This window comes from Sphingobium sp. TKS, from assembly GCF_001563265.1.
Taxonomy (GTDB): Bacteria; Pseudomonadota; Alphaproteobacteria; order Sphingomonadales; family Sphingomonadaceae; genus Sphingobium.
In genome coordinates this window covers 751,542-771,218 of the sequence record NZ_CP005084.1, presented here as the reverse complement: position 1 = coordinate 771,218, position 19,677 = coordinate 751,542, and the positions used below count along the sequence as shown (strand labels likewise).

Sequence of the window (19,677 nt, the reverse complement as noted above, 5' to 3'; positions counted from 1 at the left end):
CTGTTTCGAAGGGGTACTTATGCGTCTGTCGGCACTTTATGTCGTTTCTACCGCCCACCTGCCCAAGGCCGAGCGGAACGCCATCGATCAACTCATCTTGAATGCCCCCCGCAATGAAGGCGGCCGGGTCGTGGTCGACCACGGCGCGCTGGTGATCGAGCCTCATCTCTACGGCTTTTTCGTTCACACTTGCGTGGTTTTGGGTGAAGTCGAACCGCCGCTTGGTGTGTCACGCGAACTCTGGACGATCCTTGAGGCCGCCTTTCAGGGCGACGCGTCCTGGGTTCTATTTGACCGCGACGAACCGCCATCATCGGCTTGGCCAACCTATGACCACAGCTGACGGGATGTCCGAGTGCTTGGCAGCGAATATCGATGCTCTCATGCCGCGATGGAGATCGAAACCCGGATGATTTCGAAATCGACTTTATGCGCCGATCGCGAAGAAATGGCCCCTCATTCTCCTTTGCGCATGGCCGGCGGCTTATGTCCGCGTTGCGTGGAGCCGTGCAGGAGTTGGTCTTGTAGCTTGTAAGGGGGATGGGCGGCCGCCCGCGTTCCGCGGACGCCGGGCTGACGGGCTTCGCCCCGAGCCCCGCTGCGCGGGTCTCGGCCCTGGCGGGCGGTCATCCCTGCCGCGCTGGGCCAGAGGGTATCGCGGTCGCGAGATTGTCGGGCGTTCAGCACATGCGCGAAAAGGGGGAAGCGGTTGCTTGGTGGCGTACGCCAGAGCCGAGAGGGATGCGTCAGGCCCTACGGTCGGGGACCAGAGAAGAGAGGGATCTGAGATTTTTGTCGCCGGGAATGGGTTTCGAGCGATAGAATGAAAGGTCAAGTCAATGAATATCGGTGAAGTTCATCTCGTCAATGGTCGTCTCGAAGGCCGTCTCGCCACCCGCACGATCGATCTCCCCCGGATCGGCCTGCGCAAGGTCGATAGCATGAACCCCAGGGCGCCCGTCTATGAAGTCATCGCCCTCAACGTCGCGCGGCGGTGGGTGCAGGTGGGCGCGCTGTGGGAGGCAACCGCGAAAAGGTCCGGAGAAGTCTTCCTCGCCGGCAATATCGATGATCCGAGCCTCCCCGAACCGCTGGCGATTGCGCTGTTCCCGATCGAGAATGGAGGCTACTCCATCGCCTGGCGGCGCGACACGCTCCGGTCCGACTTCGGCGGTTCGGGCTTTGGCACCGCCAATTACGACAGCATGGGCGGCGGCGGTTCCGACTATCAACCGGGCGGCGAAGGTGGCTTCGGCGCAAGCACTGCGGAACTGGGCGGCCAGCTAGCCGGCGCCGGTGCCGATTTCGATGACGATTTCCGCAACTGAGGGTTCGATCATCGCAGCAATCGGGCTGGGGAAGCGCTGCTTCTCCAGCCCTTTTTCTTTGCCCATCCCATGAGGAGATATCCCATGACGGACATTCATCCCCGCAGCGTGGACAGCCTCGCTGACCTGAAGAGCCTCTATGCCGCGATCACCGCCAGCTCCGATTTCCAGCGCGCCTTCGGTGATCCCATACCCCTCACCATCGTTGAGCCGGGCGAAGAACCGGGTGATCATGATATGCCCGAGCCGCTCGCGGCGCAGGCTGAGTGCGGGGCGGTGATCGCCACCATCTTCGACCTCCTCGCCGATACGCGGCTTGAACCGCTCGCCGCGGAGATCGCTTGGGGCTTCGTCAACTCCTTCCACTTCGTGGCTAACAAGCTGGAACGGCGTGAGGATGCGCTTGCCGATGAACTGCGCGACATGGCGAACAGGCCCGACCTTTCCGAGGTCTATAATCAGCAACTGGAGGATAAGCAGCTCCTCTGCCAGTCCACCACCGAACAGCGCGAGGCGGTCGAGTGTATGCGCGACTATGCGGCCGAAATGTATCGCGCCCAGTCCGGCTGGCCCTGGTCCCCTTCAAAGGGTAGCAAGACCCGTTCGGCTCGCGCGCTGCAAGCATCGAGCGCAACCCAGGTCGCCGTGCAGGACTATCTGCGCGCTCGCGATCTCGCCGCCCGCGAGCGCTATCTGCCAACGGGACCGATCGTGATCGCCTCGGGCCATGCCGTCTGGCATGACTGGCAACCAATCTGGGAGCGTCTCGACCTCATTCTCGAACGCATACCGCATATGATGCTGGTGACGACCGCCCAACGGAAGGGGTTCGATGCCATCGTCGCGGCATGGGCGGGGGACCGCCAGGTTCCGCTTGTCGCCTACACCTTGCCGGGAGCGGGGCGTAAAGCGCCCTTCGCCCGGAACCGCAAGATGGTCGAATTGCAGCCGGTCGAAGCCGTGCTGGGCGAAGGGTCCGGCATCCAGGCCAATCTCTACCAGGCGCTGCGCAAGGCCAGCGTTCCGATCCATGCCTTCCGCAAGGCGGACCAGGCCCCCGCCGCAGACGTCGGTCGTCCGAAGGCCAGTTGGCGTAGGCGGCGCAGCTGATTGTAGCCCTTATAAGACATCATCGGGGACGGCGCGGGTGCGACCGTCCCCTTTTCCATGGGAGTTGTTCATGGCTATTCCAGATTCTTATCGCCGCAATTTCCAAACGCTGCTGCGCGCAGCTGCCGATGGAAATCTTGCCCTGCTCGAATGCACTGATGCCGCCACGGGTGAACCGCGCTACGTGATCTGCGCAGTCGGGAGGGACCGCGGCGATTATATCATGACCCCCTTCGGTCATCTGAATGATGGCGATCCTTTCGCCGCTTACATCCCGCCCGATGGCGAGGTCGGTGCCCGCCGCAAGGCTTGACGAAGACCCGAGGCAGGCATCGAGCCTGCCCCGCGCCTTTTGAGGTTTCGTCCAGAGGCACCCATTCGAGAATCGGGGGCATCGAGCCCCCGATTCTCGAGCCTCCTCTCTTCTCTCAACATCGGGGTTAAGTTTACACGGGGAACACCGGCGGCCTCAAGGACGACGGGGCCCCACCATTTTTCCTGGCGGGCGGGCGGCGGCACTCCCTGTCAGGCCTGGCGCGCGCCAGAAAAAATCGTGACCCCCATCGCCGCTTCGCGGTCGTGGCTGCGCCACGATCCTTGACCCCGCCGGCGCAAGCCCGTGTCGAGGGAAAGCCTCTTTTGGTTCAGTACAAGGAGGTTCCCATGACCAAGACCAACCGTTCCATCCGCTCCTTCTCCGAGATCGTGGCGCACATCGCCGCCGACGACAACTCGACAAGCGAGAGCTTCCTCGCCGCCTTCGCATCAGATCTGGATGGGGTGCGGATCGGGAAGGGCGAGGATGAAATGCCCTGCGAGATGCCCGACCCGGCACAGGTCCAACTCGCCATCGAACTGATCGTCACGACCCTTTTCGACGTGCTGCGGGACAGCCGGCTGCAAAGCGCAGCGGGGACCATCGCATGGGGGATGGTCTACAGCTTCCACCGCGCAGCCGATCAGTGGGCAGCCCAGGCGGACAAGGCGACGCGCGACATGCAGGACCTGCTCCGCCGCGCCGATGGCAGCGAGATCCACAGCGTCGAACTGGAACGGGTGCACGAACTGCTCGCCTTTCTCGACGAAGCATCCGACGCAATGGCCTGCATGCGCGATCATGCGGCAGACATCTTCCACAATGAGACCGGGAAGCCCTGGTCAGCACCAAAGGCCACGCTGATATCCTCCAAGCGCACCGCGAGCGTCATCAACGGCACCGATTATCTCGCCGCGCGCCGTCAACGCCGGATTGGGCAGCATCACCCCGACGGCCCGTTGGTGGCCTTTTCCGGTGGCAGCCAATGGTCCGATTATACGCCGATCTGGAAAGCCCTCGATCGGATCAAGGCGGTGCGCCCGACGATGGTGTTGTTGACCACGGCGCAGAAATGCGGAGGGGACGCCATCGCCGAAGCCTGGGCCGCCCGGACCGGGACACCGGTGGTGAGGCTGGGCATCGACAAGGGGCGCTGGGGCAATCGGGCGGGGTTCGTGCGCAACGACCAGATCGCCCGGCTGCGACCGGTCGAGGCCGTCATTGCGGAGGGTAGCGGGGTCCAGGCGCAACTTGTACGAGTGATGCGCTCGATAGGCGTCGATCCCATCCTGCTCACCCTTTATGGAGGGCCTGCGCATTGGGTCGACTGAACCCGCCAAGGACAGCGGGACCGGTTCGGGTTTCTCCCGGATCGGTCCCGCTCTTTTCCTTTCCACCACCCTTTCGTCGCCCTCAAGGACCGCCGCGATAGCGCCGGTCCCGTCGGTCGACGAGGCCGCGCCATGCGGCGCGGGCCTCCTGCGCGCGGCTCCGCCGTGCTCGTCGCAGGGACGCCCTACGGGCGCTTGTCGGGTTCGGCGCGATGTGTCGCAGAGAGGCTTTTAAGAGCAGCGATCGAGGCCGTGCCACCCGCCCGGATCGCATGGACAAGGATTTCGCGGCACTCCCGTTCCGACAGTCGCTCGATCTCCATATCGGCAAGCATGGCGGCATATTTGCCGCGCAGGGTGCGGCGGGTGTCCAGGATATCCTGCGCGATCTTCTTCTGTTGCGCCTCAAGGCCCGCAAGGCGTTCCCGGTCAGTCAATTTGGGCATGATCATCTTCCTCATCGGATGGTCTGCCCGCCAACCCTCATTATCGATGGAGAACATCATGATTGCAATCCAGGTCTCGCGCACAGGCGAGGAAAGAGTTGCTGCCCGGCGTGCCGCCGGGAAGAACAAGACCCCCTGCGGGGGAGCCCCGCGCCTTCCGGCACGAGGCAACGCAGCGGGCAAGCGCGCTGCGAAGAAAGGACGCACGACCGCTGGCCGTTTGTAATGCACCCCACGCACGGGTGCTGCGTGGCGTTTGCCCAGCATTTCTGCGGCTTTGCGGGCGTCATACGGGTATTACCGATGCACCGCAGATCGTCATACCGGTATGACCGGGCCATCGCATTTTCTTGATAAGATACTGAAATGATGCGGTATGATCCGTATTATTTTTCCGTATCCTGACATTTTGAACGCGCCGTCCTCGGGGTGTTGAAAAATCCCTTCATTTCAACTATAAAAGCTGTGCTTCACCTCCCCGGTAGGGGCTCCGTATCATCGGAGCTTCTGCATGGTCACAGTTACTTTTCGTCTCGACGACGCCCTCCATCGGCGCCTCCTTCGGCGCGCCAATGGGGCCGATCTCAGTCTTTCCGCATTCATCCGGTCAGTCCTGACCAGGGCCGCCGATCCTGATCGCGCCTATATTTACTCGTCGAAAGACGAGATCCTCGCGGTGGTAATCCAGACGTTCGCGATCCTCGTGACCGCGGTCGGCGAACGAGCGCCGCAGGCCTTGGAAAAGGGGCAAGGCTATGCCCGCCAATTGCTCGATGAGCGGGGCCTTCTGTCTGAGGAGGGACGTTCATGAGCATCTTCCGCAACGACACGCTGGGCAGTTGGACGAGGGGTGGACAGGCCATCGTTCACAATGTCCGCATGACCACCCAGGTCTTCTACCAGACTTGCCTTGCCGGTCTCGTGATCTGGATCGGCGGTATCGTCTGGTATGCGCTCGAAAAATCCTCCGACTATGAGCGTTTCGTGCTGGTGAAGATCGGCCAGGCGACCTTCATGAGAGACGCGGTTCCCGGCAATGTCACGCCGATCCTGTTCAGGACACCAACGGGCCAGCAATATTGGACCACGCCCAAGGCGCTGCTCGACTCCCGGCTGGCCCACAAGACCCTCGCGGCCTTCGAAAGCTACCTCCTGCACGGGGCTGCTCTGTCGGGTGTCTTCGCCCTCGCCATGCTGCTTTGGGCCTGGTTCTATTTCACCCGCACGGGACGCGGCCTTGGCTCCAATCAATTCCTGCGCGGCGCCCGCTTCGGCACCGTCAGACAGTTGAAGCGGGCGCTTCTCTGGCAGAAGAAGGGGCCGCTCACGATCGGGGGAGTCCCGGTGCCGGAGGCTTTCGAGCCCGAGCATATCCTCCTCTGCGGAGCGCCCGGCACCGGCAAGACCAATCTCATCGTCAAGATGCTGGAGGGCATTCGCACATCGGGTCGACGGGCGATCGTCTATGATACCGCAGGCACCTTCGTCGAGAAATTCTACCGCCCCAAATATGATACGCTGCTCAATCCCCTCGACCAGCGGACCGCGCGATGGTCCCCTTGGGTCGATGTCCCGCGCGACTATCATTATGACCAGATCGCTGAGTCCACGATCCCGGATAAGGGGGGTGATCCCTTCTGGGCGAAGGCGGCGAGAGGGACTCTGGTGGCAGTCCTGCGAAAGCTCGCCCGGCAGAAGCATACCTATGTCTCTCTGCTCCTTGACCGGTTGCTCCGGTCCAAGCTCAAGGATCTCGTGGCGTTCGCCGCCGGCACCGATGCTGCCGCTTTTCTCAGCATGGAAGGGGACCGGACCTCGGCCGGCATCCAGGCGGAACTGGCCTCGGTCATGCGCAGCTTTTCCTATCTCGATGACACGGAGGATGGTTTCTCGATCCGCGACTGGGTGGAAAAAGGGGAACCGGGAAGCTGGCTGTTCATCACCGTGAAGGCGGACCAGCTTCCCTCGCTGCGTCCCCTGATCACGGTCTGGCTCGACATCGCCATCAGCGCCATCATGAGTCTCATGCCGGATCGGGACCGGCGCCTCTATTGCGTCATCGATGAACTTCCAACGCTCCAGAAGCTGCCCTCCCTGAGCGACTTCCTCGCGCGGGCGCGCAAATATGGTGGCTGCGGCATATTGGGTTATCAGAGTTACCCGCAGCTTGAGGCCACCTATGGCATTCAGGATGCTGCCGCCATCACCGGCTATTGCTCGACCTGGGTGGCGCTGCGCGCCAATGACACCCCGACCGCCAAGCATGTTTCCGAAAATCTGGGTCAGGTCGAACAGGTCGAAGCCAATGAAGGCATGAGCTATGGCGTCAACGACATGCGGGACGGCGTCAATCTCTCCCGGATACAGGTGACCCGGCCGCTTGTCATGCACACCGAGGTCACGAACCTTCCCAATCTTTCCGGTTTCCTCCGGTTCGGGCGTAACCTTCCGGTCGTCAAGTTCGCGGACCGGTACAATGTCGTCTCCTCGGACGAACCTGCATTTGTCGAACGTGTGGGTCCGCCGGAGCGGCTCAGTAAGGCGGACGAATTGGTCAAACTGGCCAAGGCCGAGGCACGGGTGCGAGAGGCGCTCGAGCGTGAAAGGGGGCAGGGTGATGATCTGCGTCCTCCCGCTAAGGAGGGGCAGGGCTCCAGTGCTTCTGCCACCGGTGCGCCGAGCGTGGATGGGTCGCCTGCGGTCGAGAGTGAGGCGGCGCAGGTCGATGCCATTCTCGGCGCGGAGCAGGGTAAATTGCCGATCCCGCCGCGCGATGCCTGGACCTTGCTGGCTGCGCGCCAGGGCAGCATTCAGTCGAACCTCGTCCAGCATGGCCGCGCCGATGGCCCCCGCGAACAGGCAAGGCCGGCATGATCAATCCCGTCCGCCTATATGGCAAACCCGGCAATGTCGTCCGCTATTATGCGCTCGGCGATTATTACAAGAAGGGTCCCGATGAGCATTCCGAATGGGGAGGGGAAATTGCGCGTGACCTTGGCCTCGAAGGAAAGGTCGATCCCGAGATATTCGAGCAACTGCTCTCCGGCTGGGTTAGGGAGCAGCAGCTTGGAAGGCACCACAAGGATGGGGAGATCGAGCATCATCCCGGTTGGGATTTCGCGGTCAACGCGCCCAAGTCGGTTTCCATCATGGCGCTGGTCGCGGGAGACGAGCGGATACTGGCTGCACATGAAAAGGCGGTCGGGACAGCGTTGGACTATCTGGAAGAACATGCCGCCCTGCGGCGCCGCGTCGCCGGCGAGATTGTCTATGAGACGACCGGCCGGCTGATTTTTGCTCGCTTCACCGAACATGCCAGCCGGGAACTCGACCCCCATCTCCACACCCATGTGGTTGTCATGAACATCACTGGCAGGGAGGGCGAGGCGCACATGGCAAGTCTGGAAACTCGCGCCATGTTTGCGGAGCAAATGACCGCGGGACAGGTGTATCGCAACGACCTAGCCCATGGCCTTCGGGAGCTGGGTTATGAGATCGACCATGATCCTCGCAACGGCCTCTTCGAAATCAGGGGTGTTCCGCAGGATCTGGTGAAGGCATTTTCCAGGCGTGCCGAACAGATCGATGCCCATGCGCGGGAAGAGGGGCTGACCGGGCAGGCCGGACGCCAGGCCTCCTTCTATGCGACCCGCCCTCCCAAGCAGAAGGTCGGTATCGAGGCGCTGCGGGAGCAATGGCAGCACCGATCGGAACGATACCGCGAAGATCTCGATCTATTGAGCGGCAAGGACAGCAGGGAGATCGTTCCGCGCGCGGCCGACGTTGGCCGGGCCGCTCTGTTCGGCATGCGACAGGCGGAAACGCGCGAAGCGGTGAACAATCTGGGACGCATATTCCGTCTTGGCCTCGCTTCCCATGTTGGGGAAGTGCGCTTGTCTGACGTCCGCCCGATGATCGAAGCCCATGAGGCACGGCGCAAGCTTCTGGCAACGCGCGAACAAACGGGCCATCAGATATTGACCCGGGGCCGCACGACGAGAAAAACCGCGCGTCTTGAGTTGGAATTGACGCAGCATCTTGCGCTTGCGTTGAGCGATGCTCGGCCCCTCGCGTCTGCGGACCGGCTGCTGGTCGCGCTCGAAAAGGCTGGTTTGACGCCGGCCCAGGAACAGGCGCTGGTGAATGTCGCGATCTCGCGCGATCGGGTGAATGGCATCCATGGGGTGGCCGGCTCGGGGAAATCAACGCTGGTCAAGACGCTCAAAGAGGCTGCGGAGCCAGGCACCATCCTCATTGCGACCGCCCCGACTTCGTCTGCGACATTGAAGCTTGGGCAGGATGCCGGCATCGAGTCCCGGACCGTTGCCAGTCTGCTTGCCGGGGGCGGTCATGGGATCAGCGATCGCCATGTGCTGGTGCTGGATGAAGCTGGGCAGCTCGGCAATCGGCAAGCTGCCCGTGTGCTGGAGATCAGTCGCAAAACGGGTGCCCGCCTTCTCCTCTTGGGTGACGATCACCAGACCGGCGCCATCGAGCAGGGCAAAGCCTTCTGGTTGCTGCAACGACTGGGTTTGCCGACCGCGGAACTCAAGGAGTCGGTACGGCAGGAAACCAAGTCGATGAGAGCTGCGGTTACGTATGCGCGCGAGGGTGACTATCCCGCTTCGATCGCCGCGCTCGATAAGGTCGTAAGCGGGGAGAGCGTGGACATACTTGCCAAGGACATGGTGAGGGAGTGGACCCGGCTCAAAACGGAGCATCGCGTTGGCACGAACATTCTCGTGCTTGAAAATGCCACTCGTCTGGCTGTGAACGCCCAGATACGGGAAGCGCTCCAGAAGGAGGGGGGCATCGCCATCGAGGAGAGTCGTCTCCAGATTGTGTCGCCGGCGGGGATGACCGACGAAGAGAAGCGGTTCGCGCGCTTTTATTCGCGTGGGCAGGTCGTGAAATTTGGGCGCGACATTGCCGAGGTCGGTATCGCCCGGGACGTGGAATATCGCGTGGTAGGACTTGGCCGCAATGAGAACGGCCGGCAAATCGTTCGGTTAGCCGATGAACAGGGACGGATTATCCGGTGGGACCCCCGATCGACGCGCCCCCGTCAGGTCAATGTCTTCGACCAAGGTGAGCGGGACTTGGCGTCCGGGGATCGCGTTCAATGGCGATTGGCCAACAAGGAGCTCGATCTGAAGAATGCTGAGCGAGGCACGGTCGAACAGCTCGATGGATTGCTGGCAACAATCAGATGGGATCGGGATGATAGAGTCCAGACCGTAGATTTGTCGATACACAAGACTTGGGACCATGGCTACGCCGAAACCGTGTATTCGTCTCAGTCTAAGACCTATGCACGGGCTTATGTTTTGGCTCCCATCGGATCAAGTCTCGTCAATGGTCAGAATTTCTACACGGCGATCACCCGCGCGCGCCTTGGCGTGAAGCTATGGACGGAAGACAGGGATAAGCTGGCCAAGAAATTGGAGCAAAACTCAGGTCAAAAGACATCATCTCTTGAAGGTCTTGGTCGTCTTGATCGAGACAGTCGACGCAGTTTCACGGCGCGTCATGGGGAGAAATTGCGTCGTCAGCGCATGGATCAGGAAATCCAGCGGCAGGAGAGAAGAGAACGTTTGGGTTCGGCAAGCTCCCGATCGCAAGCGGAGGAATTGACGCTGCCCGAAAAGCTTGCAGGCCGGGCACGGTCCGTTGCCGAACAGCTTGATTCCTTTCTGCGCTCGTTGATTGGACGCGACCGGTCCAGGCCGGAACCGACTCAAGATCAGGAACATGGGCATGATCGGTCAAAAGGGTTGGATCGATGAGTGGGCCGAAAGGCCTGGTATTGGCAGGGCTGATCGTCATGAGCCTGACAATCCTGTATGCAGCCCCAGCTAACGCAAAGCAGTTTGCCGGGGATGTCGAGGTGGCGCGGTGCATTCGGCTCGCATCAAATGGAAAGGGCTGGCTGGAAAAGACGCTTTGGGGCCTACGAGATCAGGAAGCGGGATGGGTTGGCGCCAAGATCAGGAACACAGACGGCAGCTACGATTTGGGCCCATTGCAAATCAACAGTTGGTGGGTACCGAAAATCTCGGCCTTGGTTCATCAATCGGAATCTGAGATATGGCATCGGCTTCAACATGACACCTGCTTCAATGTGTACGCTGCCCGCTGGATATTTCTGACCGACTTGCAGGACGCCCGAGATTACTGGGCAGCGATCGGCCACTATCATAGTCGGGTTACATGGAGGAAAACTAGCTATATTCAGAATGTATGGAGGCGGCTTGTTGCACGTTTTGGACTTGATGCTTTCGGAAAAGGAGCAAATATGCCCTGATGCCTATTCCTGCTCAAGCGGATGCAGGCGTAGGTGAGGCACCGTCGTCTTCCCCAATATGTATAACGCCAGTGGACTTGTTCCCACACCCGCAAAGCGGCTGAATTCCGCCATTCCGGCAACATATGGTGCAGCAAATCAGTTGACCGCCGGCTGTTCGGGCGCCGCCGCCACCCAGGTCAGTCTTGGAGCCGTAGAGCGTTGACGTAATGCGATTCCCGTTGCCTTCGACGCCGTAACTGCGACCATTGAGATTTTGATTGTACGGGGGAAACCGGTCGGTTGCTCCCGTTAGCCAATTTTTGACAAAATCGCTCGACGTTCAAAAATCAGGGTGAAAACGGCGATCATCGGCGTGGATCGGCTTGGAAGCGGGGCCCAGCAGATTTCGGTCAGGCATCTGATGTTGAAGGAAGCCATATAGAGGACATAGCGTGGAAAGCACGTCAGACAACGCTAAGGGCGAACAATCGGTGAACGCTTACCGGGCATATGACCCGCTCTGGCGGGATCGGCCGTTTCAGTCGGCGACCTGCGTGACCTCCGCGATCAGTTCGAGAATCTGCCCCGCATGCTCCTTGCGGCAGATGAGAAGGTCGGGGAGGTAGACGTCTTGTCTATTGTAGACGAGCGGCGAGCCGTCGATCCGCGAGCAGTGGAGGCCATGGGCGACCGCGACCGCGACCGGGGCCATGCTGTCCCATTCATATTGCCCGCCCGAGTGCAGATAGATATCGGCCTGGCCCAGGATGACCGCCATCGCCTTGGCGCCGGCGCTGCCCATGGGGACCAGCTCCGCCCCCAGCCGTTCCGCGACCGCGACCGCCTCGGCGGCGGGGCGGGTGCGGCTGATCACCATGCGCAGCCTGTCCGGGGCAGGCGGCACGGTGACCGGCTGGTCGGAGCGCAATAGCGTGCCGCCATCCAGACCCGGCAGTGCGACTGCGCCTATGGCAGGCTGCCCGTCGAGGGCCAGACCCACATGCACCGCCCAATCGCTCCGCTCCTCGCCATATTCGCGGGTGCCGTCCACCGGATCGACGATCCACACCCGGCTCATGGCGAGCCGGTCGGCATTGTCCTTCTCCTCCTCGGAGAGCAGGCCGTCCTGCGGCCTGACCTCGCGCAGGGCGTGGCACAGGAACTGGTTCGCCGTCTGGTCCCCCGCCTTGCCCAGCGCCTTGGGGCTGAACAGGCCGCTTTCCCGCACATCGATCAGGATGCGCCCGGCAATCTCCGCCAGATGGGCGGCGAGATCGGCGTCGGTCATGTTTTCCACCGCCGCGCTCATGGGATCAGCCTCGCAACGATGGCATCGGCCGCTTCTTCCGCCGTCATGGCGGTGGTGTCGACGCGGATCTCCGGATCTTCCGGCGCTTCATAGGGGCTGTCGATGCCGGTGAAGTTCTTGAGCTGACCCGTGCGCGCCTTCTTGTAAAGGCCCTTGACGTCACGTGCTTCGGCCTCGGCCAGCGGCGTGTCGATATGCACTTCGACAAACTCGCCCGGCTGCATCATCTGCCGCACCATCTCGCGCTCGGCGCGGAAGGGCGAGATGAAGGCGGTGATGACGATCAGCCCCGCATCGGTCATCAGCTTGGCGACTTCGCCCACGCGGCGGATATTCTCCACCCGGTCGGCATCGGTAAAGCCCAGATCCTTGTTCAGCCCATGACGCACATTGTCGCCGTCGAGCAGGAAGGTATGGCGGTTCATCCGCGCCAGCTTCTTCTCGACAAGGTTGGCGATGGTCGACTTGCCCGCGCCCGAAAGCCCGGTGAACCACAGCACGGCCGGCTTCTGGTTCTTGAGGCCCGCATGGAAATCGCGGCTGACATCGGTCGCCTGCCAATGGACATTCTGCGCCCGCCGCAGCGAGAAGTGCAGCATCCCCGCCGCCACCGTGGCGTTGGTGATCTTGTCGATCAGAATGAAGCCGCCCAGCGTGCGGTTCGTCTCATAGGGTTCGAACACGATCTGCTTGTCGGTCGACAGGTTGGCGACGCCGATGGCGTTCAGCTCCAGCGTTTTCGCCGCCAGATGCTCCATCGTGTTGACGTTGACCTGATATTTGGGGTGCTGGACCGTGGCGGTGACGGTCTGGGTGCCGATCTTCAGCCAATAGGGGCGGCCGGGCAGCATTTCTTCGTCCGCCATCCAGACGATGGTCGCTTCGAACTGGTCGGCGGCCTGGGGCGGATTGTCCGACGCCGCGATCACGTCGCCGCGCGAACAGTCGATCTCATCGGCGAAGCACAATGTCACCGACTGACCGGCGATCGCTTCGTCCAGATCGCCACCCAGCGTGACGATGCGGCTGATCGTGCTGGTCTTGCCGGAGGGCAGGACGCGGATCGCATCGCCCTTGCGCACCGTGCCGGTCGCGATCTGGCCGGAAAAGCCGCGGAAGTCGAGGTTCGGGCGATTGACCCACTGCACCGCCATGCGGAAGGGCTTTGCCTGATCGGAGACCTGATCGACCTCGACGGTCTCCAGATGCTCGATCAGCGCGGGCCCCTTGTACCAGGGGGTGTTGGCCGACGGGCCGGTGATATTGTCGCCCTTGAAGCCGGAAATGGGCATGGCCGTGAAGGCCATGATGCCGATCGAGTGGGCGAACTCGGTATAATCCTTGACGATGCCGTCATAGACCGCCTGGTCATAGTCGACCAGGTCCATCTTGTTGATGGCGAGGACGATATTCCTGATGCCGATCAGATGCGCCAGATAGCTGTGGCGGCGGGTTTGCGTCAGCACGCCCTTGCGCGCGTCGATCAGGATGACGGCAAGGTCGGCGGTGGACGCGCCGGTCACCATGTTGCGCGTATATTGTTCATGCCCCGGCGTGTCGGCGACGATGAACTTGCGCTTTTCGGTGGCGAAGAAGCGATAGGCGACGTCGATGGTGATGCCCTGTTCGCGCTCGGCGGCAAGGCCGTCGACCAGCAGAGCGAAGTCGATTTCCTGCCCCTGGGTGCCGACGCGCTTGGAGTCCGCCTCCAGCGCGGCGAGCTGATCCTCGAAGATCATCTTGCTGTCGTAGAGCAGGCGGCCGATCAGCGTCGACTTGCCGTCGTCCACCGATCCGCAGGTGATGAAGCGCAGCATCGTCTTGTGCTCATGCACCTGCAGATACTGGTCGATGTCCTCGGCAATGAGGGCATCGGTCTTGTAGATAGGTTCGTCGAGCGTGTCGGTCATGTCATCTGTCCCGTCATCCCGGCAAAGGCCGGGGTCGCATTGGTCTGGTTCGTATCAGGAGGCGAAAGACCCCAGCCTGCGCTGGGGTTGACGCTTGGGAACGCTTCGCATTCCGTAGTGCGTCAGAAATACCCTTCCTGCTTCTTCTTCTCCATGCCGGCGCCGCCGGCATCCTTGTCGATGGCGCGGCCCTGCCGTTCCGATGTGGTGGTGAGCAGCGTTTCCTGGATGACTTCCGGCAACGTCTTCGCCTTGCTCTCGACCGCGCCGGTCAGCGGATAGCAGCCCAATGTCCGGAACCGGATGGAGCGCATCACCGGCTCCTCTCCAGCCTTCAGCGGGAAGCGTTCGTCATCGACCATCAGCAGCATGCCGTCGCGCTCCACGGTCGGGCGCTCCTGCGCGAAATAGAGCGGCACGATGGGCACGTCGTTCAGATGGATATATTGCCAGATGTCCAGCTCGGTCCAGTTGCTGATCGGGAAGATGCGGATGCTCTCGCCCTTGTTCTTCTTGGCGTTGTAGAGGTTCCACAGCTCCGGCCGCTGGTTCTTGGGGTCCCAGCCGTGGCTGGCGGTGCGGAAGGAGAAGATGCGCTCCTTCGCCCGGCTCTTCTCCTCGTCGCGCCGCGCGCCGCCGAACGCCGCGTCGAAGCCATAGAGGTCGAGCGCCTGCTTCAGGCCTTCCGTCTTCCACATGTCCGTGTGCAGCGCGCCATGATCGAACGGGTTGATCCCGCGCTCCTGCGCTTCGGGGTTGTGATAGACCAGCAGTTCCATCCCCGATTCCCGCGCCATCCGGTCGCGCAGATCGTACATCGCCTGGAACTTCCACGTCGTGTCGACATGCAGCAGCGGAAAGGGCGGCGGCGAGGGGTAGAAGGCCTTGCGCGCCAGATGCAGCATCACCGCCGAATCCTTGCCCACGGAATACAGCATGACGGGCTTTTCGGCCTCCGCAACGACCTCCCGCAATATATGGATGCTCTCCGCCTCCAGGCGCTGGAGATGCGTCAGCCCTATCCGTGGCTCTTTGATCATGAAATTCCTGCCGATAGCAAATGGACACTATCTGCTCGGTAGCAATATAAGGTGTCGATTCCGAGCTATCGATCAGCATTCAAAGTGCCAAATGAATAGCGATTCCGTCAAGGATAGGCTAGTACGATCGTAGCCGATCCGAATGATGATAACAGTAACATCTTGGGTATCTATCGTCAAAAATATGAATATTTCCCGTAACCGCGTATCAGGGAAATCATCCGATTATATTTTTGGAACCAGAAGAGATCGTCCGATAAATCAGCTTCTCCTGATAAGGTCGATCGCCTATCATCACGATAATCCGGAGAGAAGAGAGCGCAGGTAAGGGCCGATATGTCGATAAGACCTTATGACGCTGCCCGTCATGCTGAGGGCACAAGACTGGACTTCATATTCCCGCAGGAATTCGAAACGTCTCTCGAAGCGGCCAAGGCTACAGTTGGTGCCCGCTTTGAAGTCCGGCGGTTTTTCTGGCGGGAACGGAACGAGATCGTCTTCACGCCGCCGTGCAGCTATTTCGAATTGACCCACTTCCCGTCCGTGGGTCGTTATCTCGCTTCTGCCTGCGACTTTTGCGAGCAGGGCGAAGTGCGCTTTTATCCGGCCGCGCGTCCGTTCCAAATGCATTGGCAGGAACGCGAGCAAAGATCGCTATTTTGCAGAATAGATATTCCCGCGATTACCGGATTGCCGATGGAACTTTCCGATCAACAACTGCGCGACACCATAGACATGCGCAATCCCCACGTCAGGGCGCTGCTTCTAAGGGCGCAGCAGGAACTGGTGGCGCCGGGGCTGTGTTCGCAACTCGTTCTGGATTCGATCAGCGTCGGGCTTGCAGCCGAAATGGTGCAGCAATTCGGCCCGGAAACGCAAGCCGAATTCACCAGTCGCCGGACGTTCGACCAGCGCTATCTGGCCGGCCTTGTCGCACATATCCGGGAGCAGCCCGGCAGGGTCGAGATCGGGCAGTTGGCGGCGGAACGCGGCATCAGCGTCCGTCATTATGAACGCCTGTTCCGCGCCGCGACGGGCGAAAGTCCCGCAGCCTTTTGTCGCCGTCATATGCTGGCTCTGGCAAAGGACTTGCTGATGGACCGATCGCTTCTGGTCAAGGAGATCGCCTATCGCTGCGGTTTTGCCAATACGGCAAGTTTCAGTGTGGCCTTCCGCCAGATGGAGGGCTGTTCGCCGCAGCAGTTCCGCGACCGGCTTTTGATCCACTGACGCCCATTGGTGTAGCCGCAATTTTCGACATCTGTTTCCGATAGGCGACATCGAGGCCGCCTGCGCTTTTCATCGGTGCCCGGACCGGTCATCCTGCCCAAAATGGTCGTCAGACCGGTTTGAGAGAGGATGGCAATGACATTTGGATTTCCGGACGCGGACGCGCTGCTGGCGCAATATCCGCTGCCTGATTATTTACGGGACAATGTGCGGCCGGGGCTCGAACAACTGCTCGCCTCGATGGAGGAAGACCGGGCACTCAACGCCAATGGCCATGCCCGGGCGCTGCATATCATCGCCGATGACTTGTCCCGGCTGAAGGCGATCGCCGACGATCGGGCGCGCTATCCCAACATTGCCAATGTCGAAATCAGGCAGCCGCTTTTCATCCTCGGCCTGCCCCGGTGCGGCACCAGTTTCCTGCACGCCCTGATGGAAGGCGACCCGCAGATCCGCACGCCGCTGATGTGGGAAGTGGCCGAGCCATCGCCCCCGCCCGAAGCCGCAACCGCCGATACGGACCCGCGCATCGCCCGTTTCGACGAACATCTGCGCGCGCAACTGGGCGGTGATGCCGACGAATTGCTCAAAGCCCATCCGCTCGGCGCCAAGATCCCGCAAGAATGCGGATCGTTCATGACGACGTCGTTTCAGAGCAGCAATCCGTGCATGTTCCAGCATCTTCCCCGCTTCTACGACTGGTTCAAGGGCATCGACGCGACCTTTCGTTACGAGGTCCATAAGATGTGGCTTCAGCATCTGGGCTGGCGGCATCCCGGCAGGCATTGGGTGCTCAAGATTCAGGAGCATATGTATAAGCTCCCGGCGCTGCGCCACGTCTATCCCGATGCGATCTTCATCCAGCCGCATCGCGACCCGACCACCGTCATCGCCTCCATCTCCCAACTGATCAGCGTCATCCGTGGGCCCTCCTACGACCGGCTCGACCTGCATGCGCTGGGCGCCGAATTTCTGCAACTCTGGTGGGACGGGGTGAAGTGCTGCATGGATTACCGCAAGGCGCATCCGGACCTGCCGATTTACGACATGCGCTACAAGGATCTCGTTGCCGACCCGGTTTCGACCATCCGGGCCGCCTATCACCATTTCGGCTGGGATTTCACGCCGGACTCGGAAAAAGGCATTCTGGGCTGGCTGCGGGAGAATCCGGCGGGCAAGCATGGGCCGCGCAGCTATACGCTGGCCGATTATGGCCTGACCGCCGAACAGGTGAGCGACAGGTTCGCCGAATATATTGAGACCTACCATGCCTATCTCTAATACGTCCCAGTGGCGCGCCTGGCTGGAGCAGATGGCGGGGGCGGAAAGCGTGCTGGACAGGCTGGCCGATCCCGATGATCCACAGGCCCGGGCCGAGGCGCACCGCCTGTTCTTCGCTATCCTCGCCACCGGCTATCAGACGGCCTTCGCCGATCCCGATCATCCCGATTTCGTGCCGTCGGTCAGCAGCGTGCTGAACACGGTCGGGGTCAATCCCGACTTCATCTATGGCGCGGCGCGGATCGACGGCAGCGGCGTTTACAGGTTGTCCGGCACGCGCGGGGATGGGGTTTTCGTGTTTCTCGATCTGGTCGCGGGCGGTCTGGGACCGATGGAGGATATGGGGGCTTCGGTGGGCATGATCGATCTGGATGCCTGCACATTGGGACCGGACGGCGCATTCGACATCCTGTTGGGCGGCGAGCGGCCGGAGGGTCATGCGGGCGACTGGTTCCCGCTCGACCCGCGCGCGGTCACCATTGGTCTGCGCCATGCCTATTATGACTGGGGCGCGGGGCGCGATCTGCGCATCGCGATCGAACGGGTCGACCGGCGCGTGGGCGGCGGTCCCGTGCCCGCGGCCGAGATCGCCCATCGGCTCGATCGCCTGTCGGCCTTCGTCGAACGCTATGCCGCATTCGCCTTGGGCTATGGTCAGCGACAGCGGGCGCAGGGCTTCGTCAACAGGCTGGAATATGACGACTGGGCCGGTCGCGGCGGCGTTGCCGGGCAGCATTATTATCAAGGCATCTTCCGGCTGGAACCGGGGGAAGCGATGATCATCGATACGGCGGTGCCCGATCAGGTGCGCTATTGGAACGTGCAGCTCAACGATCCACTGTGGAACACGATCGACTGGATCAACCATCAGAGCAGCCTCAACGCAGCGCAGGCGCGGCTCGACGGCGACGGCCGCTTCCGCGCCGTCATCGCACTGGACGATCCGGGCGTGCCCAACTGGCTCGATCCGGCAGGCCGCAACGAAGGGTCGCTGATGCTGCGCTGGACCGGCGCGAGTTCCGGGCCGGAGCCGACGCTCAGACTCGTGCCCGCGGCAGAGCTTCGGTCGCATCTTCCCGGCGACACGCCGCTGGTCACGCCGGAGCAGAGGGACGAGATGATCCGTAACCGTCGGCGTGGCGCGCAATGGCGACGGCGCTGGTGACGGGATCGACCCCATCCGGCGAAAGGTTGGCCGCGTCGTAATCACCGATATGACAGGCGTTCAGCGCGGCATCTTTTGATCCCGCCGCCGCCCCGTTTGGGAAAGACTATGCGGATGGACTTTGCAGGCAAGGTCGTACTGGTCACCGGCGCCGGGTCGGGCCTGGGCCGGGCGGCGAGTCTCGCCTTTGCTCGGGAAGGCGCGGCACTGTGCCTTGTCGGGCGCAGCCGGGCCAAGCTGGAAGAGACCGGGCGGTTGATCCGCGACGCGGGTGGCCGATGTGTCGAACTGGCTTGCGATCTTGGCGAGCCGCGTGGCTGTAGGGAGGCGATCGAAGCGGCGATGACGGCGTTCGGCCGGCTGGACGTGCTGTGCAATATCGCCGCCGATGTCATGTTTCACCGCTTGTTGGACATCAAGGAAGAGGAATGGCACCGGACCATCGCCTCGAACCTGTCCGGTCCCTTCTTTCTCATGCAGGCGGCCATGCCGCACCTGATCGAGAGCAAGGGCAATATCGTCTGTGTGGCCTCGACCGCCGGTTTCATGGGGCAGGCCTATCTGGCGCCTTATACCGCCTCCAAATTCGGACTGGTCGGTCTGACGCTGTCGCTCGCGATGGAGATGATGGACAGTCCCGTGCGGATCAACGTCCTCTCGCCCGGCCCGATGCGGACGGAAATGACGCAGGGCATGTCCTTCCCCGATTTCGCCGATCCCCGGCTGCTCGCGCGCTACACGGGCATGCGCCCGCCCTGTCCGCCCGAGGATGTGGCCGAACCGCTTCTGTTCCTTGCGTCCGATCGCGCGCGTCATGTGCATGGCGCCTGCTGGGCGGTCGACGGCGGCATTACCGCCGGCTAGAGCGTTTTCGAAGCGGGTGGAAACGCCAGTTCGGCCAAGCCAATCACCTGCTGGCTCGGAA

17 protein-coding genes are annotated in these 19,677 nt (G+C 61.8%); 13 read left to right on the top strand and 4 right to left on the bottom strand.

The features are described from left to right. The first annotated feature begins 19 nt into the window (after positions 1 to 19). The 5 genes from K426_RS24290 (at position 20) to K426_RS24270 (ending at position 4,085) form a co-directional block, all read left to right on the top strand. On the top strand, positions 20 to 343 hold the full coding sequence (locus K426_RS24290) for a DUF5983 family protein (RefSeq protein ID WP_066563162.1): 324 nt from the start codon (positions 20 to 22) through the stop codon (positions 341 to 343). Between the two features lie 496 nt (positions 344 to 839). Further along, entirely contained in the window at positions 840 to 1,328 is a 489-nt protein-coding gene (locus K426_RS24285; RefSeq protein ID WP_066563159.1) for a DUF736 domain-containing protein, read from the top strand. 84 nt (positions 1,329 to 1,412) lie between these two features. After that, a complete protein-coding gene (locus K426_RS24280; RefSeq protein WP_066563157.1) occupies positions 1,413 to 2,438 on the top strand; it encodes a DUF2493 domain-containing protein in 1,026 nt (341 codons plus the stop codon). Between the two features lie 70 nt (positions 2,439 to 2,508). Further along, on the top strand, positions 2,509 to 2,751 hold the full coding sequence (locus K426_RS24275) for a DUF6117 family protein (protein ID WP_066563154.1): 243 nt from the start codon (positions 2,509 to 2,511) through the stop codon (positions 2,749 to 2,751). A gap of 350 nt (positions 2,752 to 3,101) precedes the next feature. Next, complete coding sequence (locus K426_RS24270) at positions 3,102 to 4,085, top strand: DUF2493 domain-containing protein (protein ID WP_066563153.1); 984 nt, start codon at positions 3,102 to 3,104, stop codon at positions 4,083 to 4,085. Positions 4,086 to 4,270: 185 nt separating this feature from the next. On the opposite strand, the gene K426_RS24265 is transcribed toward K426_RS24270, so the two are convergent. Next, entirely contained in the window at positions 4,271 to 4,531 is a 261-nt protein-coding gene (locus K426_RS24265) for a hypothetical protein (protein ID WP_066563959.1), read from the bottom strand. A 511-nt stretch (positions 4,532 to 5,042) separates the two neighbouring features. Here K426_RS24265 and K426_RS24260 point away from each other — a divergent pair. The 4 genes from K426_RS24260 to K426_RS24245 are packed head-to-tail and all read left to right on the top strand — an operon-like array spanning position 5,043 to position 10,835. Further along, positions 5,043 to 5,342: a CopG family transcriptional regulator gene (locus K426_RS24260; RefSeq protein ID WP_066563150.1), complete on the top strand. Its 300-nt coding sequence runs from the start codon at positions 5,043 to 5,045 to the stop codon at positions 5,340 to 5,342. Then, positions 5,339 to 7,405 (top strand): type IV secretion system DNA-binding domain-containing protein, encoded by a 2,067-nt coding sequence (locus tag K426_RS24255; protein WP_066563148.1) that lies wholly within the window; start codon positions 5,339 to 5,341, stop codon positions 7,403 to 7,405. Before K426_RS24260 ends, K426_RS24255 begins: the two co-directional genes overlap by 4 nt. Further along, on the top strand, positions 7,402 to 10,317 hold the full coding sequence (gene mobF, locus K426_RS24250) for a MobF family relaxase (protein ID WP_066563145.1): 2,916 nt from the start codon (positions 7,402 to 7,404) through the stop codon (positions 10,315 to 10,317). The genes K426_RS24255 and mobF overlap by 4 nt, the downstream gene beginning before the upstream one ends. Beyond that, complete coding sequence (locus K426_RS24245) at positions 10,314 to 10,835, top strand: lytic transglycosylase domain-containing protein (RefSeq protein ID WP_082749146.1); 522 nt, start codon at positions 10,314 to 10,316, stop codon at positions 10,833 to 10,835. The genes mobF and K426_RS24245 overlap by 4 nt, the downstream gene beginning before the upstream one ends. 520 nt (positions 10,836 to 11,355) lie before the next feature. Here the strand turns inward: K426_RS24245 and K426_RS24240 are convergent. The 3 genes from K426_RS24240 to cysD all read right to left on the bottom strand — a co-directional run bounded on the left by K426_RS24240 (position 11,356) and on the right by cysD (position 15,076). Further along, positions 11,356 to 12,126, bottom strand: coding sequence for a 3'(2'),5'-bisphosphate nucleotidase CysQ (locus K426_RS24240; protein WP_066563142.1), 771 nt, complete (start codon positions 12,124 to 12,126; stop codon positions 11,356 to 11,358). Then, positions 12,123 to 14,036, bottom strand: coding sequence for a sulfate adenylyltransferase subunit CysN (gene cysN, locus K426_RS24235; protein ID WP_066563139.1), 1,914 nt, complete (start codon positions 14,034 to 14,036; stop codon positions 12,123 to 12,125). Before cysN ends, K426_RS24240 begins: the two co-directional genes overlap by 4 nt. A 122-nt stretch (positions 14,037 to 14,158) precedes the next feature. After that, entirely contained in the window at positions 14,159 to 15,076 is a 918-nt protein-coding gene (cysD, locus tag K426_RS24230; protein ID WP_066563138.1) for a sulfate adenylyltransferase subunit CysD, read from the bottom strand. A gap of 336 nt (positions 15,077 to 15,412) precedes the next feature. Here cysD and K426_RS32665 point away from each other — a divergent pair, with 336 nt between their 5' ends. The 4 genes from K426_RS32665 to K426_RS24210 all read left to right on the top strand — a co-directional run bounded on the left by K426_RS32665 (position 15,413) and on the right by K426_RS24210 (position 19,616). Beyond that, positions 15,413 to 16,306: a helix-turn-helix transcriptional regulator gene (locus tag K426_RS32665; protein WP_237230106.1), complete on the top strand. Its 894-nt coding sequence runs from the start codon at positions 15,413 to 15,415 to the stop codon at positions 16,304 to 16,306. A gap of 135 nt (positions 16,307 to 16,441) precedes the next feature. Further along, positions 16,442 to 17,587, top strand: coding sequence for a sulfotransferase family protein (locus K426_RS24220; RefSeq protein WP_237230104.1), 1,146 nt, complete (start codon positions 16,442 to 16,444; stop codon positions 17,585 to 17,587). Then, complete coding sequence (locus tag K426_RS24215) at positions 17,574 to 18,752, top strand: hypothetical protein (protein ID WP_237230102.1); 1,179 nt, start codon at positions 17,574 to 17,576, stop codon at positions 18,750 to 18,752. Before K426_RS24220 ends, K426_RS24215 begins: the two co-directional genes overlap by 14 nt. A gap of 108 nt (positions 18,753 to 18,860) precedes the next feature. Then, on the top strand, positions 18,861 to 19,616 hold the full coding sequence (locus K426_RS24210; RefSeq protein WP_237230100.1) for an SDR family NAD(P)-dependent oxidoreductase: 756 nt from the start codon (positions 18,861 to 18,863) through the stop codon (positions 19,614 to 19,616). Positions 19,617 to 19,677: the final 61 nt, after the last annotated feature.